The organism is Kitasatospora sp. NPDC059747 (assembly GCF_042732955.1).
Taxonomy (GTDB): Bacteria; Actinomycetota; Actinomycetes; order Streptomycetales; family Streptomycetaceae; genus Kitasatospora.
Map to the genome: position 1 here is coordinate 73,861 of NZ_JBHWGV010000027.1, position 16,405 is coordinate 90,265.

Here is a 16,405-nt window from a genome sequence, read left to right on the forward strand (position 1 = left end):
GGGGGGCCACCACCAACAAAATCCACGGGGGGGGGTTTAACACCAGCGCCCTGGGGGTTTTTGGCCAACCCGGCGCCCGGGGGCTGTCGCCGCCCCCCCCAGGGCCCTGTGCCGTTCGTCGGGGCGCCGTGCGTCAGTTGACGTTGACGCCGCTCCACGCGGCCGCGACGGCCTTGTACTCGGCGCTGGTGGCGCCGTACAGGTCCGCCGCCGCCTTGAGGGTGCCGGTGCGGGCGCTCGCGTAGTTGGTGGTGGACGTGAAGTAGACGGTCAGCGCGCGGTACCAGATCTGCGCCGCCTTGTCCCGGCCGATGCCGGTGACCGTCGAGCCGTTGGACGTCGGGCTGTTGTAGCTGAAGCCGTTGATGGACTTCGCGCCGCTGCCCTCGGACAGCAGGTAGAAGAAGTGGTTCGCGACGCCGGACGAGTAGTGGACGTCCAGGTTGCCGACGCCCGACGACCAGGAGTCGGCCGAGGAGCCGTCCTTGCTGGGCTGGTCCATGTAGCGCAACGGGGTGCCGTCGCCGTTGAGGTTGATCAGCTCGCCGATCCAGTAGTTCGGCGGGTTGGAGGGCAGGTTGGCGTAGAACTCGACCATCGTGCCGAGGATGTCGGAGGTGGCCTCGTTGAGGCCGCCGGACTCACCGGAGTAGTTGAGGCCCGCGGTGGCGGAGGTGACGCCGTGGGTCATCTCGTGGCCGGCCACGTCGATCTCGGTGAGTGGGTGGGTGTTGCTCGCGCCGTCGCCGTAGGACATGCAGAAGCAGGTGTCGCTCCAGAAGGCGTTGACGTAGTTGCTGCCGTAGTGGACCCGGCTGGTCGCGCCGACGCCGTTGTTCTTGATGCCGCTGCGGCCGAAGGTGTTCTTGTAGAAGTCCCAGGTGGCCGCCGCGCCGTACTGGGCGTCCACGGCGGCGGACTCGCCGTTGCCGGCGCTGCCGTTGCCCCAGGTGTTGGTCGACTTGGCGTAGAGGGTGCCCGAACCCGAGGTCCGGTTCTTCATGTTGACGGTGGACTGCCCGCCGCGGCCGGCGTCCTTCAGCGAGTAGCCGCCGGTGGTCTGGGTCGTGGTGAGCGGGACCTTGCCGACGAAGACGCCGGTGCCGGTGCCGGCGGCGGTCTGTACCTGCTCGTGGGTGGACAGCACCTCGCCGGAGGCCGCGTCGGTGACCAGCAGCTGGCTGCTCGGGGTGCCGTCGGCGCGCTCGCCCTCGACGGTGGTCCGGTAGGCCAGGCGCGGGTTGCCGTCGGAGGCCCAGATCACCAGCTCGGGCTTGCCGGTCTGGTGGACGGCCGTCAGCGGGGACTCGTCCTTGTCGGCGGTGACGCCGACGGTGGACTGCACGGCGCCGGTCGCCTGCGAGGCGGCCTGGTCGGCGGGGATCGCCGGGGTCAGGCTGGGCACCGCGATCGGGGCGGTTATCGCCTTGTCGACCGACTCGACGGCGCCGCCGGCGCTCTGGTGGACCACCAGGTCGCCGCCGAGCACGGGCAGTCCGGCGAAGGTGCGCTCGAAGCGCAGGTGGCGGGTGCCGTCGGCGTCCACCACCGCGTCCTTGGCGACGAGTTGCTCCTGGCCGCCGAGCGCCAGGGCCTTGCCGAGCGGCCCGGCCTGGCCGCCGGCCAGCGCGAGCGCGGCGGCGTACTGCTGCGCGGCCTGCGCCTGGAGCGCGGGCGCGGGGGTCGCCACGGCGGCGGTGCCCACCTGGACGACGCCGGTCAGGAGGGCGGTGGCGGAGAGTACGGCGACGGCTGCGAGCTTTCGCTTCACGTGCGAGTCCTTCCGGGAAACCGCGGGTGCGCGGTCACGCCGCGTCCCGGGGGCCGGGGTCGGCACCTTGGGGGCGGAACGGGCGCTGACGTGCTGGGCAACCCCGTGCGGCGGACGGCGGCGCACCGATGGGTGGGGGTGGTGGCCGCTGAACGGGGTTGGCCGAAAGCATGACAATCGAGCAAACGAAATGACAGGTCTGGTTCATGAATTGGCCAAGTCCCGCCAGGACGAAGCATTGTGAACGGGCCGACAAAACCGGCGAATCACCCCGTCTTTCAGCGGGTTACCGCCCGAACCGAGGCCTGATAGCGGGGTGGACCGCTGATTCGGCGTCAGCGGCCGTGCCGTGACCGCGCGTTGGCGGGCCGACACACCGCCGCAATGTCCAGGTATGGACCTGCCCGCCCGATTGGCGGGATCCCGCCACGCACCGTCGCTTGTCCAGCATCAGGACGGCTGGTAGCACACGTCCGTTCCGCCGGTACGGTAAGGAGGTGGCCAAGCCCCTCGCACTCGACTTCGACCCGATCGCCCGCGCCGACGAGCTCTGGACCCGCCGCTGGGGCGGTGCCCCCTCGATGGCGGCGATCACCTCGATCATGCGCGCCCACCAGATCCTGCTCTCCCGGGTCGACGCGGTGCTCAAGCCGTACGGGCTGACCTTCGCCCGTTACGAGGCGCTGGTGCTGCTCACCTTCAGCCGGACCGGCGAGCTGTCCCTCTCCAAGATCGGCGAGCGGCTCATGGTCCACCCGACCAGCGTCACCAACACCGTCGACCGGCTGGAGCGGGCCGGCCTGGTCGCCCGCCGCCCCAACCCGCTGGACGGCCGCGGGGTGCTCGCCTCGATCACCGCGCGCGGCCGCGAGGTGGTCGAGGAGGCCACCCGGGAGCTCATGGCGATGGAGTTCGGGCTGGAGGAGTACGACGCGGGACAGTGCCGGCAGGTGTTCGACCTGCTCCGGCCGCTGCGGGTCGCCGCCGGGGACTTCACCGACGAGGGTGACGAAGCCGACGAGGGGCCTGCGCCGGCGCGGCCGTGAGGACGGCTACCCTCGTTCGGAGCGGTGCGCAGATCCGGACGTACCGGCCGATCCAGCCGAACGAGGCGATGTAGAAGATGAAGGCGACCCCCCTGCTGGGCTGGTACCGGGCCCTGGCCGTCGCGACCGGTGTGGCGCTGCTGGTGTTCTGCGGCTTCATGGTCGCGAAGTACGGGTTCCAGACCGGCGAGGACGTGACGACGTACGTCGCGATGCTGCACGGCTACCTGTACATCGGCTACTTCGTGGTGACCTTCCTGCTGGGCCAGAAGCTGAAGTGGCCGCTCGGCCGGCTGGTGCTGACCCTGGCGGCCGGCTGCATCCCGTTCCTCTCCTTCGTCTTCGAGCGCCGGGTGGCCCGCGAGGCCGCCGCGAGCCTCCCGGCCGGGTCGGACGCCCGCCAGCCGGCCGGCGTCTGAGCGCGGACGCGGCGCGCAGCGACGACGGAACCTTCGAGGGCCCTCCTCCCCGGTGCGGGGAGGAGGGCCCTCCGTCGTTCCCGGGGGAGGCCCCCTGTTCCCGGGGAGACCTCCCGTTCCAGGGGGATCTCCGCGATGTCCACCCGCTTGCCCCGGTTCGTCCATCGACAAGTAGTAGGACGTCCGAGTAAATTAGTAGGACGTCCTAACAGCTGTGCCGCCCCGGTGCCGTGGCGGCCGTACGGAGCGGAGTTCGGCCCATGGACGCCGAGGAGATCGAGCGCGGACGCCTGCGCTGGCAGCAGCGGTACGACGCGGCCCGCAAGCGCGACGCGGACTTCACCACCCTCTCCGGCGACGAGGTCGCGCCGGCCTACGGCCCGCCGGCCGGGCAGCCGTACGAGGGCTTCGAGCGGATCGGCTGGCCGGGGGAGTACCCGTTCACCCGCGGGCTGCACGCCACCGGCTACCGCGGGCGCACCTGGACCATCCGCCAGTTCGCCGGCTTCGGCAACGCGCAGCAGACCAACGAGCGCTACCGGATGATCCTGGAGGCGGGCGGCGGCGGCCTCTCGGTCGCCTTCGACATGCCGACCCTCATGGGCTACGACTCCGACGACGCCAAGTCGCTCGGCGAGGTCGGCCACTGCGGCGTGGCCATCGACTCGGCCGCCGACATGGAGGTGCTGTTCGCCGGCATCCCGCTCGGCGAGGTCACCACCTCGATGACCATCAGCGGCCCGGCCGTCCCGATCTTCTGCATGTACCTCGTCGCCGCCGAGCGCCAGGGCGTCGACCCGGCGGTGCTCAACGGCACCCTGCAGACGGACATCTTCAAGGAGTACATCGCCCAGAAGGAGTGGCTCTTCGCCCCCGAGCCGCACCTGCGCCTGATCGGCGACCTGATGGCGTACTGCGCGAAGGGCATCCCCGCGTACAAGCCGCTGTCCGTCTCCGGCTACCACATCCGCGAGGCCGGGGCGACGGCCGCGCAGGAGCTGGCGTACACCCTCGCCGACGGCTTCGCGTACGTCGAGCTGGGCCTGTCCCGCGGCCTGGACGTCGACGTGTTCGCGCCGGGCCTGTCGTTCTTCTTCGACGCGCACCTCGACTTCTTCGAGGAGATCGCCAAGTTCCGTGCCGCGCGCCGGATCTGGGCCCGCTGGATGCGCGACCGCTTCGGCGCGAAGACCGACAAGGCGCAGTGGCTGCGCTTCCACACCCAGACCGCCGGCGTCTCGCTCACCGCGCAGCAGCCGTACAACAACGTGGTCCGCACCGCCGTCGAGGCGCTGTCCGCGGTGCTCGGCGGCACCAACTCGCTGCACACCAACGCCCTGGACGAGACCCTGGCGCTGCCCTCCGAGCAGGCCGCCGAGATCGCCCTGCGCACGCAGCAGGTGCTGATGGAGGAGACCGGCGTCGCCAACGTGGCCGACCCGCTGGGCGGTTCGTGGTACGTCGAGGCGCTGACCGACCGGATCGAGCAGCAGGCCGAGGCGATCTTCCAGCGGATCCTCGACAAGGGCCGCGAGGACCACGAGATCGGCCCGATCACGGCCGGCATCCTGCGCGGGATCGAGGAGGGCTGGTTCACCGGCGAGATCGCCGAGGCCGCCTTCCAGTACCAGCAGGGCGTGGAGAAGGGCGACAAGCGCGTGGTCGGCGTCAACTGCCACCCGCGCAGCGTCACCCCGGAGCTGGAGATCCTGCGGGTCAGCCACGAGGTCGAGCGCGAGCAGGTGCGCGTCCTCGCCGAGCGCAAGGCGGCCCGGGACGAGGCGGCGGTGCGGGCCGGGCTGGACGCCATGCTCGCGGCGGCGCGCTCCGGCGAGTCGATGATCCCGCCGATGCTGGACGCGGTCCGCGCCGAGGCGACGCTGGGCGAGATCTGCAACGTGCTGCGCCAGGAGTGGGGCACCTACCAGGAGACGGCGGCCTTCTGACAGGTCCTCCGGCCGGTTCTCTTCCCGGAGCCGTCCCGCACGCCATGGGCGCGGGACGGCTCCGGCATGCCCCGCGTCAGTCGGTGGCGAGGCTCGGGAAGGGGCCCAGCAGGAGGCTGGTGAAGCGGCGGGTCCACTCCGGGGTGATCGGCTCCCCGCTGACCAGGACGCGGTGCTCGACCGTCCCCGCGATGGTGTCGAAGATGATGTCGATCTCCTCGCCGGCCGCCGACGGGTCGGTGTCCGGGGCGAGTTCGCCGCGCGCCTGGGCGGCCGCCCGGCCCTGGCGGACCAGCCGCTTCTGCGGGTCGACGATGGCCTCCCGGATCCGCCGGCGCAGCTGCCGGTCGCGGGTGCCCTCGGCGAACAGGGCGAGCAGCGCGGCCTGGGTCTCGGGCCGGGCCAGCAGGTCCGCGAACTGGGCCACCACGGCCTCGATGTCGGCCCGCAGGCTGCCGAGGTCGGGCATCACGAGCTCGTCGAAGAGACTGGCGACGGCGTCCACGACGAGCTCGTTCTTCGACGGCCAGCGGCGGTAGAGGGTGGTCTTGGCGACCTTGGCACGGGTGGCGACGTGGCCCATGGTGAGCCCGCCCCAGCCGAGTTCGGCGAGCGTCTCGCGGGTGGCGTCGAGGATCGCGAGGTCGGCGGCGGCGCTGCGCGGGCGCCCCTTGGCCCGGACCGTGACGGCCTCCGCCGGGGTGCCCGGGGCCGCCGGCAGCGCCGTGGCGGACGGGTTCGCGGCGGTCGGCTGGCTCACGGGGGGCTGGGCGGCCGGCACCGGGCCTCCTTGCACTCTACTGGTTAGTAACTTGGGTGGGGCTGGTAACGGTAGCGACTGTCCGGCACTTCGGACAGCCGGGCGGTCCGCGAAAGTGGGGCAGGTCACGTCACGGAACGGCCGGTGGGGCTTGCGGGCGGGCCACTCGCTCCAGTTACGCTACGACTCGTAGCGAAAGCAGTGACAACCGGGCGCCGGATCCCGTGGGACGGGAACGGCGCGGGTGCGGGTGGGGATCCGCACCGGAGGCAGCAGGCTACTGGGGGGAGCGCACGGCGCTCCGGGGAGAGGCACCGCGCAGCCCGCGCGGGACGACTTTCCCGAGGTTGGTGCTCGCGGGCGGCGCGGACGGGGGAGGATGGTGCCATGCAGCCACGGAATTCGCGTCAGAACAGCTCCGCCCTGCGTGGTGCGGTCGACCTCGCCGCCGTGAAGGCGGCCGGTGAGGCAGCCCAGAAGGCCGAGCAGGCGCGGGCCGAGCGGGCCCGCCAGGCCGCCGCCGCCGAGGCGGCCGGCATCGCCCCCGCCGAGCCCGCTTACGAGCTCGTCATCGACGTCACCGAGGACACCTTCGAGACCGAGGTCGTCCAGCGCTCCGCCGAGGTGCCGGTCGTCATCGACTTCTGGGCCGAGTGGTGCGGCCCCTGCAAGCAGCTCAGCCCGATCCTGGAGGGCCTGGCCGAGGAGTACGCCGGCCGGTTCGTCCTCGTCAAGATCGACGTCGACTCCAACCAGATGCTGGCCCAGCAGTTCGGCATCCAGGGCATCCCGGCCGTGATGGCCGTCGTGGCCGGCCAGCTCGTGCCGCTGTTCCAGGGCGCGGAGAGCGCGGCCAACGTCCGCAAGGTCCTCGACCAGCTGATCCTCGTCGCCGAGCAGCGCTTCGGCATCGTCGGCGGCCAGGCCGCCCCCGGCACCGCGGACGGCGAGGCCGGTCCGGCCGGCGCCCCGCAGCGCTTCGAGGACCCGGCGCTCGCCGCCGCGCACGACGCGCTCGACCGCGGCGACCTCGCCGGCGCGATCCAGGCCTACCGGAACGTGCTGGCCGACCAGCCCGGCAACACCGAGGCCAAGCTGGGCCTGGCCCAGGCCGAACTCCTGCACCGCGTCGAGGGCCTGGACCTCCAGGCCGTCCGGGCGGCCGCCGCGGCCGACCCGAAGAACGTCGAGGTGCAGCTCCGGGGGGGGCCCGCGCGACCGAGCGGGGGGGGCCAGCGGGGGGAGCGCCGCGCGCCGGGGGGACGACCAGACCCCCCCACGAGCGCGGGCGCGCGCGCCCCCCCGGCGGGCGGGGCGCGCCCGCGCCCCCCCCCCTCCCCGGGCGGGGGCGGGCCCGCGCCCCCCCCCCGGGCCCGGGGGGGCCCCCCACGTCGAGGACGCCTTCGGGCGCCTGATCGACACCGTCGGCAAGACCTTCGGCGCGGACCGGGACACCGTCCGGCTGCGCCTGCTCGAACTCTTCGAGGTCATCGGCGCGGAGGACCCGCGCGTCGTGGTGGCCCGCGCCGGGCTGGCGCGCGTGCTCTTCTGAGCCCGCGTGCCGGGTGGTGCGTCTGGCACGGCGGGTGACCTGCGGTGTCGCTGGTGATTTGGCGACAATCCGGTCAACCCGGCCGACGTTTACCAAATCTTGATTTCACCCGTGGGTGGTCACCAAGTGTGACCACCCACGGGTGTTTCGGCGGTGTTTCCGGGGGATTTCGCCAACACGATTCCTACACGACGTCACGCACGGTGCGGATCGGGCCGAGTTCATGATCGACGCCACCGACTGTTGCATTACCCGTCAGTAAGGCACCTCTTGTGCTTCGCCCGGGATTCAAGCACGATCGGCCACGCCCGGTCCCAGACTCCTTCCCCCGACAGCCGGTCGGCCACGGGGAGCGCGGGATCCCCACCGGGTGATCCGCCGGCCACGGCCGGCGGTAGGGAGGGCAGGGGGGTATCCGCGGTCCCACGGCGGTTCCTGTCCTTCGACCGGCCGCGTGCCCTGCGCGGTCGCTGGTTGTCGCTCGGGGGTGATCGCCGATGTCGCCGGTCCTGCCCGCCGCCCCACAAGGACGGCCGGTCCAGGGACGGGAGTGCCGCTCCACGCAGGCCGCTCCCGCGTCCGACGACACGCGCGCTCTCCGCTACCGAGGACGTAGCTCTCTCCCATCCCAGGCCCCCACCGGTGCCGGAGGCGCCGCCGGGGAGCCGGAGATGTACGTCCCAGAAGGAGGACTCGCATGTCCAAGACCTACGGCAAGACCCGCTGGAAGCGCTTCGCCCTGGTGATGGTGCCGAGCATCGCGGCCACCGCCGCGGTGGGCTTCTCCATTGCCAACAGCGCGCTCGCCGCCTCGTTCAGCATCTCCGGCCAGGAGTTCAAGGTGCACACCACGCACCTCCAGGGCGAGGGCTTCTCCCAGTTCGGCACCGTCGACGTCGAGGCCGGCGGCAAGCTGCACCCGGTGGCCGTCTCGGCCTTCGACAAGGCCGACATCACCAACCTGTGCCAGTCCGTGGTGACCGACCTGAGCGGCTTCGGCCTCGGCAAGATCACGCTTCAGCTGAACGCCGGCGGCGAGGGGAGCACGCCGGTGCACGCCGAGAAGCTGCTCATCGACCTGGAGGACCTGAAGGCCGACGCGACCTTCCAGGACATCAACATCGGCGAGGACGCCTCTGCCCTGACCGGCCCCGCCGTCGGAAGCTGGCACCCCCACCCGGTGGTCGGGAAGGCGACCGGGGACAAGCTGCCGACCGGCGCCATGGGCTTCGCCCAGGCCGCCAGGACGGCCACCCTGGACAACGTGCAGCAGACCGCGCGCGCCACGTCGGCCGGCACCTTCGTCCTCAGCGGCCTGCACCTGTCGCTCAAGCAGGGCGACGGCGCGGGCAACGAGTGCTTCTGAGCCTCGCCTGACGGCGTGCCGGCCGGCACGCCCGAGTGACGGGTCTTCTCGGGCCGGGGGCGGCGGGTCACCGTCGTTCCCGGCCTCCTGCCAATCGTTCTTCCCTCGTAGCGATGTCGAGGAGCTGCACCATGTCCAGCGCAACGGTCGAAACCCGGACCGGCCACCAGAACGCGATCGGGTGGCTCTGGCGGCACTTCCGCGCGTTCCGCCGCACCAGGCCCTTCTGGGGCGGCCTGCTGGCCATGATCGCCGGCGTCCCGATCCTGTACTTCCCCTACGCGCACCTCGCGCTCGGCAGCGTGACGATCGCGATGTCGACCACGGCGGGGGCCGGATCGCTGCTGATCGGCATCCTGATGATCATCCTCGGGATCACCGGGTGGTTCCAGCCGGCCGTCCGGGTCTTCGCGGGCATCGCGACCATCCTGCTGACGCTGGTCTCGATCCCGATGTCCAACCTGGCCGGTTTCGGCATGGCGCTGCTGCCGGGCCTGATCGGCGGCGGGCTGCTGGTCTCCTGGGCGCCGCTGCCGGAGCCCGAGGCTGCGGCCGAGAACGCCGTCGCCGAGAACGCCGTCGCCGAGAACGCCGTCGCCGAGAACGCCGTCGCCGAGAACGCCGTCGCCGAGAGCGTCGCCGCCGAAGAGCCCGCTGCCGCCGAGGCGCCCACGGCCAAGCTGCCCGCCCAGGCCGTGCCGGGGGAGCAGGCCGCCACGGCGGACCCGGGGGAGGCGCGGTGAGCACGGGCGACGACCAAGCGAAGCGCTCCGGGCGCCACGCCGCTCCGCGGACGCCCGTCCGGGTCCGGCTGCGGGGCCGGGCGCTGGCCATGGCCGCGGTGCCGACGGCGCTGCTGATGGCCGCCGCCTACACGCCGAACCCGGCGTCGGCCGAGTCCACGGCCGGCAAGGCGTGCCCCACCGCCCCCGTGGCGGTGCCGGACGTCTCGTCGGTCCAGGAGACGCCGGTGCCCAAGAGCGAGCTGCCCGCGCCGCCGCCCGGTCCGTCCGCGACGCCCACCGGCACGCCCACCGCGGGGGCGAGCGCCGCTGCGACGGGCGTCCCGACGCAGGCCCCGACGGCCGCGCCCACCCCGCAGCCGTCCGCGCCGGTGAAGACGCCGACCGCCGCCCCGACGGCCCCGACGTCGACGGCGACCACCGCGCCGGCCGTCCGGTCCGCTGCCAACGGCGGTGCGGGCGCGGTGAGCGCGGTCTACCAGGGCGACCCGAACGGGACGGCCAAGGCGTCCCAGGCCGGGCTGATCGACGACATCCTCGGCGGGATCGGCAACCTCCTGAACCCGGGTGGTTCGGCGTCCCCGACGCCCTCCGCGTCGCCGACCGCCACCCCGGCCCCGGCGACCACCCCGGCGCCCGCCGCGCCCGCCCCGCGGGTCGGCGCCCCGGTCCAGCCCGGGCAGCCGCCGACCCAGCCCCAGCCGCAGGCGCAGCCGTCCCCGCAGGTGCCCGGCGGCGGCACGGTGACCCAGGCCCCGAAGCCGCCCGCGACGGGCAAGGCGCCCACCAAGCCGGCGCCGTCGTCCAGTGCCTCGGCCGCGCCGTCCGGGTCCGGCACGCCGTCCGCCTCCGCCTCGACCTCGGCGCCGTCGTCCTCGGCGTCCCCGTCGGCCTCCGGCTCCCCGACCGCGAACCCGAACTGCGCGGTGGACGCCCGCGGCCTGACCGCTGCCCCGGCGCCCGGCGAGCAGGTCGTCCCGGAGCAGAACTGGACGCTGCAGACCAGCCGCCTCGGCCTGCACGGCGCGGCCTTCCACGGCGTCTACGACGTCAGGACCCCGACCGGCACCAAGCGGGTGCTGAAGTTCGTGGTGTCGAGCGTCGACATCGAGAACCTCGACATGTCGACTCTTGAGGGCAACGGCGTGACGTTCCACGTCCAGGGCGCCCCCGGCTCGACCTCGACCATGCGCGACGGCGCGGTCACCATGTACGTGGAGCGGCTGTCCGGTCACCTGTCCAAGCTGCTGGGCCTGCCGATCCCGATCGACCTGGGCGAGATCACCCTCACCCCGGACACCCTGCCGCGCTGGCTGTACGACCTGATCGGCTCGGTCCCGATCCCGCTGGACATCGAGCTGACCGGGGTGACCGCCAAGCAGGCCGGCCAGTTCGGCGGCACGCTGCACATCCCCGGGATGCACCTGTTCAACGACAACGCCCCCTACAGCGACAAGTAGGAGCAATGCACGACGCCCGTGGGGCGGCCCTCCGTCGCGGAGGAGCCGCCCCACGGGCGTTCGGCGGTGCGGCGCGGACTACTCGCCGTGCGAGCCCAGGCGGTGCACCTGCACCATGTTGGTGGTGCCGGGGATGCCGACCGGGACGCCGGCGGTGACGATGACGGTGTCGCCCTCGGACAGCTCGCCCATCTTCAGCAGCTCGCGGTCGACCTGCGCGACCATCGCGTCGGTGGTGGCCACCTGCTCGGTGACGTACGACTCGACGCCCCAGCTCAGCGAGAGCTGGTTGCGGGTGGCCGAGTCCGGGGTGAACGCGATCACCGGGATCGGCGAGCGGTAGCGGGACAGCCGGCGCGCGGTGTCGCCGGACTTGGTGAACGCGATCAGCGCCTTGCCGTTCAGGAAGTCGCCCAGCTCGCACGCGGCGCGGGCGACGGAGCCGCCCTGGGTGCGCGGCTTGCGGCCCGGGTTGAGCGGCTGCAGGCCCTGGCCGACGAGCTCCTCCTCGGCCTTCTCGCAGATCCGGCTCATGGTGCGGACGGTCTCGACCGGGTACTTCCCGACGCTCGACTCGGCCGACAGCATGACCGCGTCGGCGCCGTCCAGGATGGCGTTGGCGACGTCGGAGACCTCGGCGCGGGTCGGGCGCGAGGCGTGGATCATCGACTCCATCATCTGGGTGGCGACGATGACCGGCTTGGCGTTGCGGCGCGCCAGCGTGATCAGGCGCTTCTGGACCAGCGGGACCCGCTCCAGCGGGTACTCCACGGCCAGGTCGCCGCGGGCGACCATGATCGCGTCGAAGGCGAGGACGATCTCCTCCATGGCCTCGACGGCCTGCGGCTTCTCGATCTTGGCGATGACCGGCACGCGGATGCCGACCTCGTCCATGACCTCGTGGACGTCCTTGACGTCGTCCGCGTTGCGGACGAAGGACAGGGCGATCATGTCGACGCCCAGGCGGAGCGCGAAGCGCAGGTCGTCCTTGTCCTTCTCGGACAGGGCGGGCACGTTCACGGCCGCGCCGGGCAGGTTGATGCCCTTGTTGTTCGAGAGCACGCCGCCCTCGACCACCACGGTCCTCACCCGCGGGCCGTCGACGCTGACGACCTCCAGGGCGATGACGCCGTCGTTGATCAGGATCGGGTCGCCGGGCTTCACGTCGCCGGGCAGGCCCTTGTAGGTGGTGCCGCAGATGTGCTGGTCACCGGGGACGTCCTCGGTGGTGATGGTGAACTCGTCGCCGTTGTCGACGGTCACCGGGCCGTTGGCGAAGGTCGCCAGACGGATCTTGGGACCCTGGAGGTCGGCCAGGACGCCGATGGCCTTGCCGGTGTCCTCCGAGACCTGGCGGACCTTTCGGTACCGCTCCTCGTGGTCCGCGTGGGTGCCGTGGCTCATGTTCAGTCGGGCGACGTTCATGCCCGCTTCGACGATGGCCTTCAGCTGTTCGTAGGAGTCCGTCGCCGGACCCAGGGTGCAGACAATTTTCGCTCGGCGCATATGGATCAGTCTATCCGTTCGTGTTATGGGTGCATTCGGCACGAATCGTGAGGAATCGCCGACGAAGGATTCCGCGGACCGAGACGACGGAGTGTCAGTCCTCGGACCCGTGGGTTCCCTGCGCCTCCTGGTCCCGGCGGTGCACGAGGGCGAAGGCCTGTCGGGCGATCTCCAGCTCCTCGTCGGTCGGCACCACCGCGACCGCCACCCGCGCGTACTCCGGCGAGATGATCCTGGGCTCGCCGGAGCGCACGGAGTTCAGCTCGGGGTCCACCGCGATGCCCAGCTCCTCCAGGCCCGCCGTGGCCGCCGCGCGCACCGGTGCGGCGTTCTCGCCGACGCCCGCGGTGAACGCGATCGCGTCCACCCGGCCGAGCACGGCGTAGTAGGCGCCGATGTACTTGCGGAGCCGGTGGACGTAGGAGTCGAACGCGAGCCTCGCGTCCGCGTCCCCCTCGTCCGCGCGGCGCATGATCTCGCGCATGTCGTTGTCCCCGCACAGGCCGCGCAGGCCGCTGCGGCGGTTGAGCAGGTCGTCGATCTCGTCGATCGACAGGCCGCCCACCCGGTGCAGGTGGAACACCACGCCCGCGTCGATGTCACCCGAACGGGTGCCCATGACCAGGCCCTCCAGCGGGGTCAGGCCCATCGAGGTGTCCACGCACCGGCCGCCGGCGACGGCCGACGCGGAGGCGCCGTTGCCCAGGTGCAGCACGATGACGTTCACCTCGGCCGGGTCCTTGCCGAGCAGCCGGGCGGTGGCCCGCGAGACGTACTGGTGCGAGGTGCCGTGGAAGCCGTAGCGGCGCACCCGGTGCTCGTCCGCGACGGCCTTGTCGATCGCGTACCGGGCGGCCGGCTCGGGCATCGAGGCGTGGAAGGCGGTGTCGAAGACGGCCACCTGCGGCAGGTCCGGGCGCAGCGCGCGGGCCACCTCGATGCCGGTGATGTTGGCCGGGTTGTGCAGCGGCGCGACCGGGATCAGCCGGCGGATCTCCCGGAGCACCTCGTCGGTGAGCACGGTCGGCTCGGTGAACCGCTTGCCGCCGTGCACCACGCGGTGGCCGATCGCGGCGAGCTCCGGGGAGTCCAGCCCGACGCCGTCGGCGGCGAGTTCCTCGGCGACGGCCTTGAGCGCGGCGGAGTGGTCCGGGAAGGTCTGCAGGCTCTCGCGCCGCTCGCCGGAGCGCGGGGTGTGCACCAGCCGGCCGCTCGGCTCGCCGATCCGCTCGACCAGTCCGGAGGCGAGCCGGGCGCCGTCGAGCATGTCGATCAGCTGGTACTTGACCGACGAGGAGCCGGCGTTCAGGACCAGGACGCGCGTTCCTTCACTCATGCGTCCACCTCGCTGCGCTCGGTGGTCGCTTCGCGAAACACGCACCCGCTGATGATTCTCCCCCAGCCTCCGGCCGGGGGGACCCCCATGCTGCGCTCGCTCATGCGTTCGGCTCCTTGCGGTCCTGGGACTGGATCGCGGTGATCGCGACGGTGTTGACGATGTCCTCGACCAGCGCGCCGCGGGAGAGGTCGTTGACGGGCTTGCGCAGGCCCTGGAGGACCGGGCCGACGGCGACCGCGCCCGCCGAGCGCTGCACGGCCTTGTAGGTGTTGTTGCCGGTGTTGAGGTCCGGGAAGATCAGCACGGTCGCCCGGCCGGCCACCGCGGAGCCCGGCAGCTTGGTGGCCGCGACGTGCGGGTCCACGGCGGCGTCGTACTGGATCGGGCCCTCGACCAGGATGTCCGGGCGCAGCTCGCGGACGAGCTCGGTGGCCTTGCGGACCTTGTCGACGTCCGCGCCGGAGCCGGAGGTGCCGGTCGAGTAGGAGAGCATCGCGACCCGCGGCTCGACGCCGAACTGGGCGGCGGTGGCCGCGGCCTGGATCGCGATGTCGGCCAGCTGCTGGGCGTCCGGGTCCGGGTTGACGGCGCAGTCGCCGTACACGAGGACCTTGTCGGCCAGGCACATGAAGAAGACGCTCGACACGATGGACGCGCCCGGCGAGGTCTTGATGACCTCGAAGGCGGGCCGGATGGTGGCGGCGGTGGAGTGCACCGCGCCGGAGACCATGCCGTCGGCGATGCCCTCCTCGACCATCAGGGTGCCGAAGTAGGAGACGTCGGTGACGACGTCCAGCGCGAGCTCGACGGTCATGCCCTTGTGGGCGCGCAGCCGCGCGTACAGCTCGGCGAACTGGCGGCGCAGCGGGCTGGTGGTCGGGTCGACGATCCGGACCCGGGCGCGGTCGGCGCCGGAGTCTTCCCGCGGTATCGCGATGCCGAGGCCCGCGGCCGTGCGGCGCACCGCGTCGACGTCGCCGAGGAGGGTGAGGTCGCAGATGTTGCGGCGCAGCAGGATCTCGGCCGCGCGCAGCACGCGCTCCTCGGTGCCCTCGGGCAGGACGACGTGCCGGCGGTCGGCGCGGGCGCGCTCCAGGAGCTCGTGCTCGAACATCATCGGGGTGACCCGCTCGGACCGGCCGACCTCGATCCGGTTGGTCAACTCGACCGTGTCGACGTGCAGTTCGAACAGTCCGAGGGCGATCTCGGCCTTCCGCGGGCTGGCCGCGCTGAGCTTGCCCTCCAGGTGGGTCAGGGTGGCGGCGGTCGGCCAGCTGCCCCCGGGGACGACCGCGACCGGGGTGCCGGGGGCGAGCCGGGCGGCCAGCGCCATGACGTTCGGCCCCGGGTGCTGGCCGAGCGTCAGCAGCACGCCGGCGATCGGCGGGGCGCCGGCGGCGTGCGCGGCGAGCGAGCCGATGACCAGGTCGGCGCGGTCCCCGGGGGTGACGACGAGGGCGCCGTCGGTCAGCGCGTCGAGGAAGGTCGGCAGCATGGCGCCGCCGAAGACGAACCCGCGGACGTCCCGGGCGAGCCCGGCGGCGTCCCCGAGCAGCACCTCGGCGCCGGTCGCCTCGACCAGCTGGGCGACGGTGGGCGCGGCCAGCGCCGGCTCCTCGGGGATGACGTAGGCGGGGATCGGCAGCTTCTCTGTGAGCTTGCGCTGGATCCGCTGCTTGGCGGCGGGGGCGACCCGGTTGGCGATCATCGCGAGGGTCTCGCAGCCGAGGTCGGTGTACGCCCGGTGGGCGTTGCGGACCTCGGCGGTCACGGCCTCCGCCTCTTTGCCCTGCCCGCCGAGCACCGGCAGCACGGCGGCGCCGAACTCGTTGGCCAGGCGGGCGTTGAAGGCCAGCTCGTCCGGGATGTTGGTGTCCGCGAAGTCGGTGCCGAGCACCAGCACGGCCTCGCAGCGCCGCTCCACCGCCCGGAACCGGTCGACGAGGGCCGACACCAGCTCGTCCTGCCCCTGGGCGGCCTGCAGGGCGGCGGCCTCCTCGTACGTCAGCCCGTACAGGTCGGTGGCGGGCAGGTCGATCCGGTACCGGCCGCGCAGCAGCTCGACCACGTGGTCCGACCCGGACTCTCCCGGCGCGTGCGCGTGCACCAGCGGCCGGAACACCCCGACCCGGTCCACCTGCCGGGTGAGCAGCTCCATGACCCCGAGCTCGACCGCCTGCCGTCCGTCCCCCCGGTCGATCCCGGTCACGTACACGCTGCGCGCCACGCGGTCTTCTCCGTCCCGTCGCCTCGGAAACTGGTCATATCGACCATACCTTCGCACCCCGAACTGGCGTCCGCGAGCAGAGCATCCCGGGGGAGGCAAGGGACGAAGGTCACGTCGGTCGCGGAAGACCGCGAACGGAAGACCGCGAACGGAAGACCGCGGACGGCGGCACCGCGGACGTCGGACGTCCGCCGGGGCGGCGGGCGGCGGGGCCCCCGGCGGGGGCGGGCCGGGGGGGGCCGGAGGGGGGCCGGGGGGGGGGGGGAGCGG

11 protein-coding genes and 2 pseudogenes are annotated in these 16,405 nt (G+C 72.6%); 8 read left to right on the forward strand and 5 right to left on the reverse strand.

The window, feature by feature from the left end:
* Positions 1–133: 133 nt before the first annotated feature.
* On the reverse strand, positions 134–1,771 hold the full coding sequence (locus tag ACFV4G_RS14790; RefSeq protein ID WP_380440163.1) for a M4 family metallopeptidase: 1,638 nt from the start codon (positions 1,769–1,771) through the stop codon (positions 134–136).
* 497 nt (positions 1,772–2,268) lie between these two features.
* On the opposite strand from ACFV4G_RS14790, the gene ACFV4G_RS14795 reads away from it, so the two are divergent.
* From ACFV4G_RS14795 to ACFV4G_RS14805, 3 genes are all read left to right on the forward strand, one after another.
* Positions 2,269–2,817 carry a MarR family winged helix-turn-helix transcriptional regulator gene (locus ACFV4G_RS14795; RefSeq protein WP_380440165.1) on the forward strand — a complete coding sequence of 183 codons (549 nt, stop codon included), beginning with the start codon at positions 2,269–2,271 and terminating at the stop codon, positions 2,815–2,817.
* 77 nt (positions 2,818–2,894) lie between these two features.
* Positions 2,895–3,236, forward strand: coding sequence for a DUF3817 domain-containing protein (locus ACFV4G_RS14800; RefSeq protein ID WP_329927945.1), 342 nt, complete (start codon positions 2,895–2,897; stop codon positions 3,234–3,236).
* Between the two features lie 260 nt (positions 3,237–3,496).
* Positions 3,497–5,182, forward strand: coding sequence for a methylmalonyl-CoA mutase (locus ACFV4G_RS14805; protein WP_380440167.1), 1,686 nt, complete (start codon positions 3,497–3,499; stop codon positions 5,180–5,182).
* A 76-nt stretch (positions 5,183–5,258) separates the two neighbouring features.
* Here ACFV4G_RS14805 and ACFV4G_RS14810 read toward each other — a convergent pair whose 3' ends face one another.
* On the reverse strand, positions 5,259–5,903 hold the full coding sequence (locus tag ACFV4G_RS14810) for a TetR/AcrR family transcriptional regulator (RefSeq protein ID WP_380440193.1): 645 nt from the start codon (positions 5,901–5,903) through the stop codon (positions 5,259–5,261).
* Positions 5,904–6,329: 426 nt separating this feature from the next.
* Here ACFV4G_RS14810 and ACFV4G_RS14815 point away from each other — a divergent pair.
* The 5 genes and pseudogenes from ACFV4G_RS14815 to ACFV4G_RS14835 all read left to right on the forward strand — a co-directional run.
* Positions 6,330–7,173: pseudogene (locus ACFV4G_RS14815) on the forward strand (thioredoxin domain-containing protein); the annotation flags it as partial.
* 156 nt (positions 7,174–7,329) lie between these two features.
* Positions 7,330–7,494, forward strand: a pseudogene (locus ACFV4G_RS14820) (tetratricopeptide repeat protein); the annotation flags it as partial.
* Positions 7,495–8,191: 697 nt separating this feature from the next.
* The gene (locus ACFV4G_RS14825) at positions 8,192–8,860 is read left to right on the forward strand and encodes a DUF6230 family protein (protein ID WP_380440169.1); all 669 of its coding nucleotides are present in this window, start codon (positions 8,192–8,194) and stop codon (positions 8,858–8,860) included.
* Between the two features lie 131 nt (positions 8,861–8,991).
* Entirely contained in the window at positions 8,992–9,603 is a 612-nt protein-coding gene (locus ACFV4G_RS14830) for a DUF6114 domain-containing protein (protein WP_380440171.1), read from the forward strand.
* On the forward strand, positions 9,600–11,063 hold the full coding sequence (locus tag ACFV4G_RS14835) for a hypothetical protein (protein ID WP_380440175.1): 1,464 nt from the start codon (positions 9,600–9,602) through the stop codon (positions 11,061–11,063). Before ACFV4G_RS14830 ends, ACFV4G_RS14835 begins: the two co-directional genes overlap by 4 nt.
* Before the next feature lie 78 nt (positions 11,064–11,141).
* Here the strand turns inward: ACFV4G_RS14835 and pyk are convergent, their stop codons facing one another.
* The 3 genes from pyk to pta all read right to left on the reverse strand — a co-directional run bounded on the left by pyk (position 11,142) and on the right by pta (position 16,135).
* Complete coding sequence (gene pyk / locus ACFV4G_RS14840) at positions 11,142–12,569, reverse strand: pyruvate kinase (protein ID WP_380440177.1); 1,428 nt, start codon at positions 12,567–12,569, stop codon at positions 11,142–11,144.
* 94 nt (positions 12,570–12,663) lie between these two features.
* Positions 12,664–13,905 carry an acetate kinase gene (locus tag ACFV4G_RS14845; RefSeq protein WP_380440179.1) on the reverse strand — a complete coding sequence of 414 codons (1,242 nt, stop codon included), beginning with the start codon at positions 13,903–13,905 and terminating at the stop codon, positions 12,664–12,666.
* 100 nt (positions 13,906–14,005) lie between these two features.
* Positions 14,006–16,135, reverse strand: coding sequence for a phosphate acetyltransferase (gene pta, locus ACFV4G_RS14850; protein WP_380440181.1), 2,130 nt, complete (start codon positions 16,133–16,135; stop codon positions 14,006–14,008).
* Positions 16,136–16,405 lie beyond the last annotated feature (270 nt).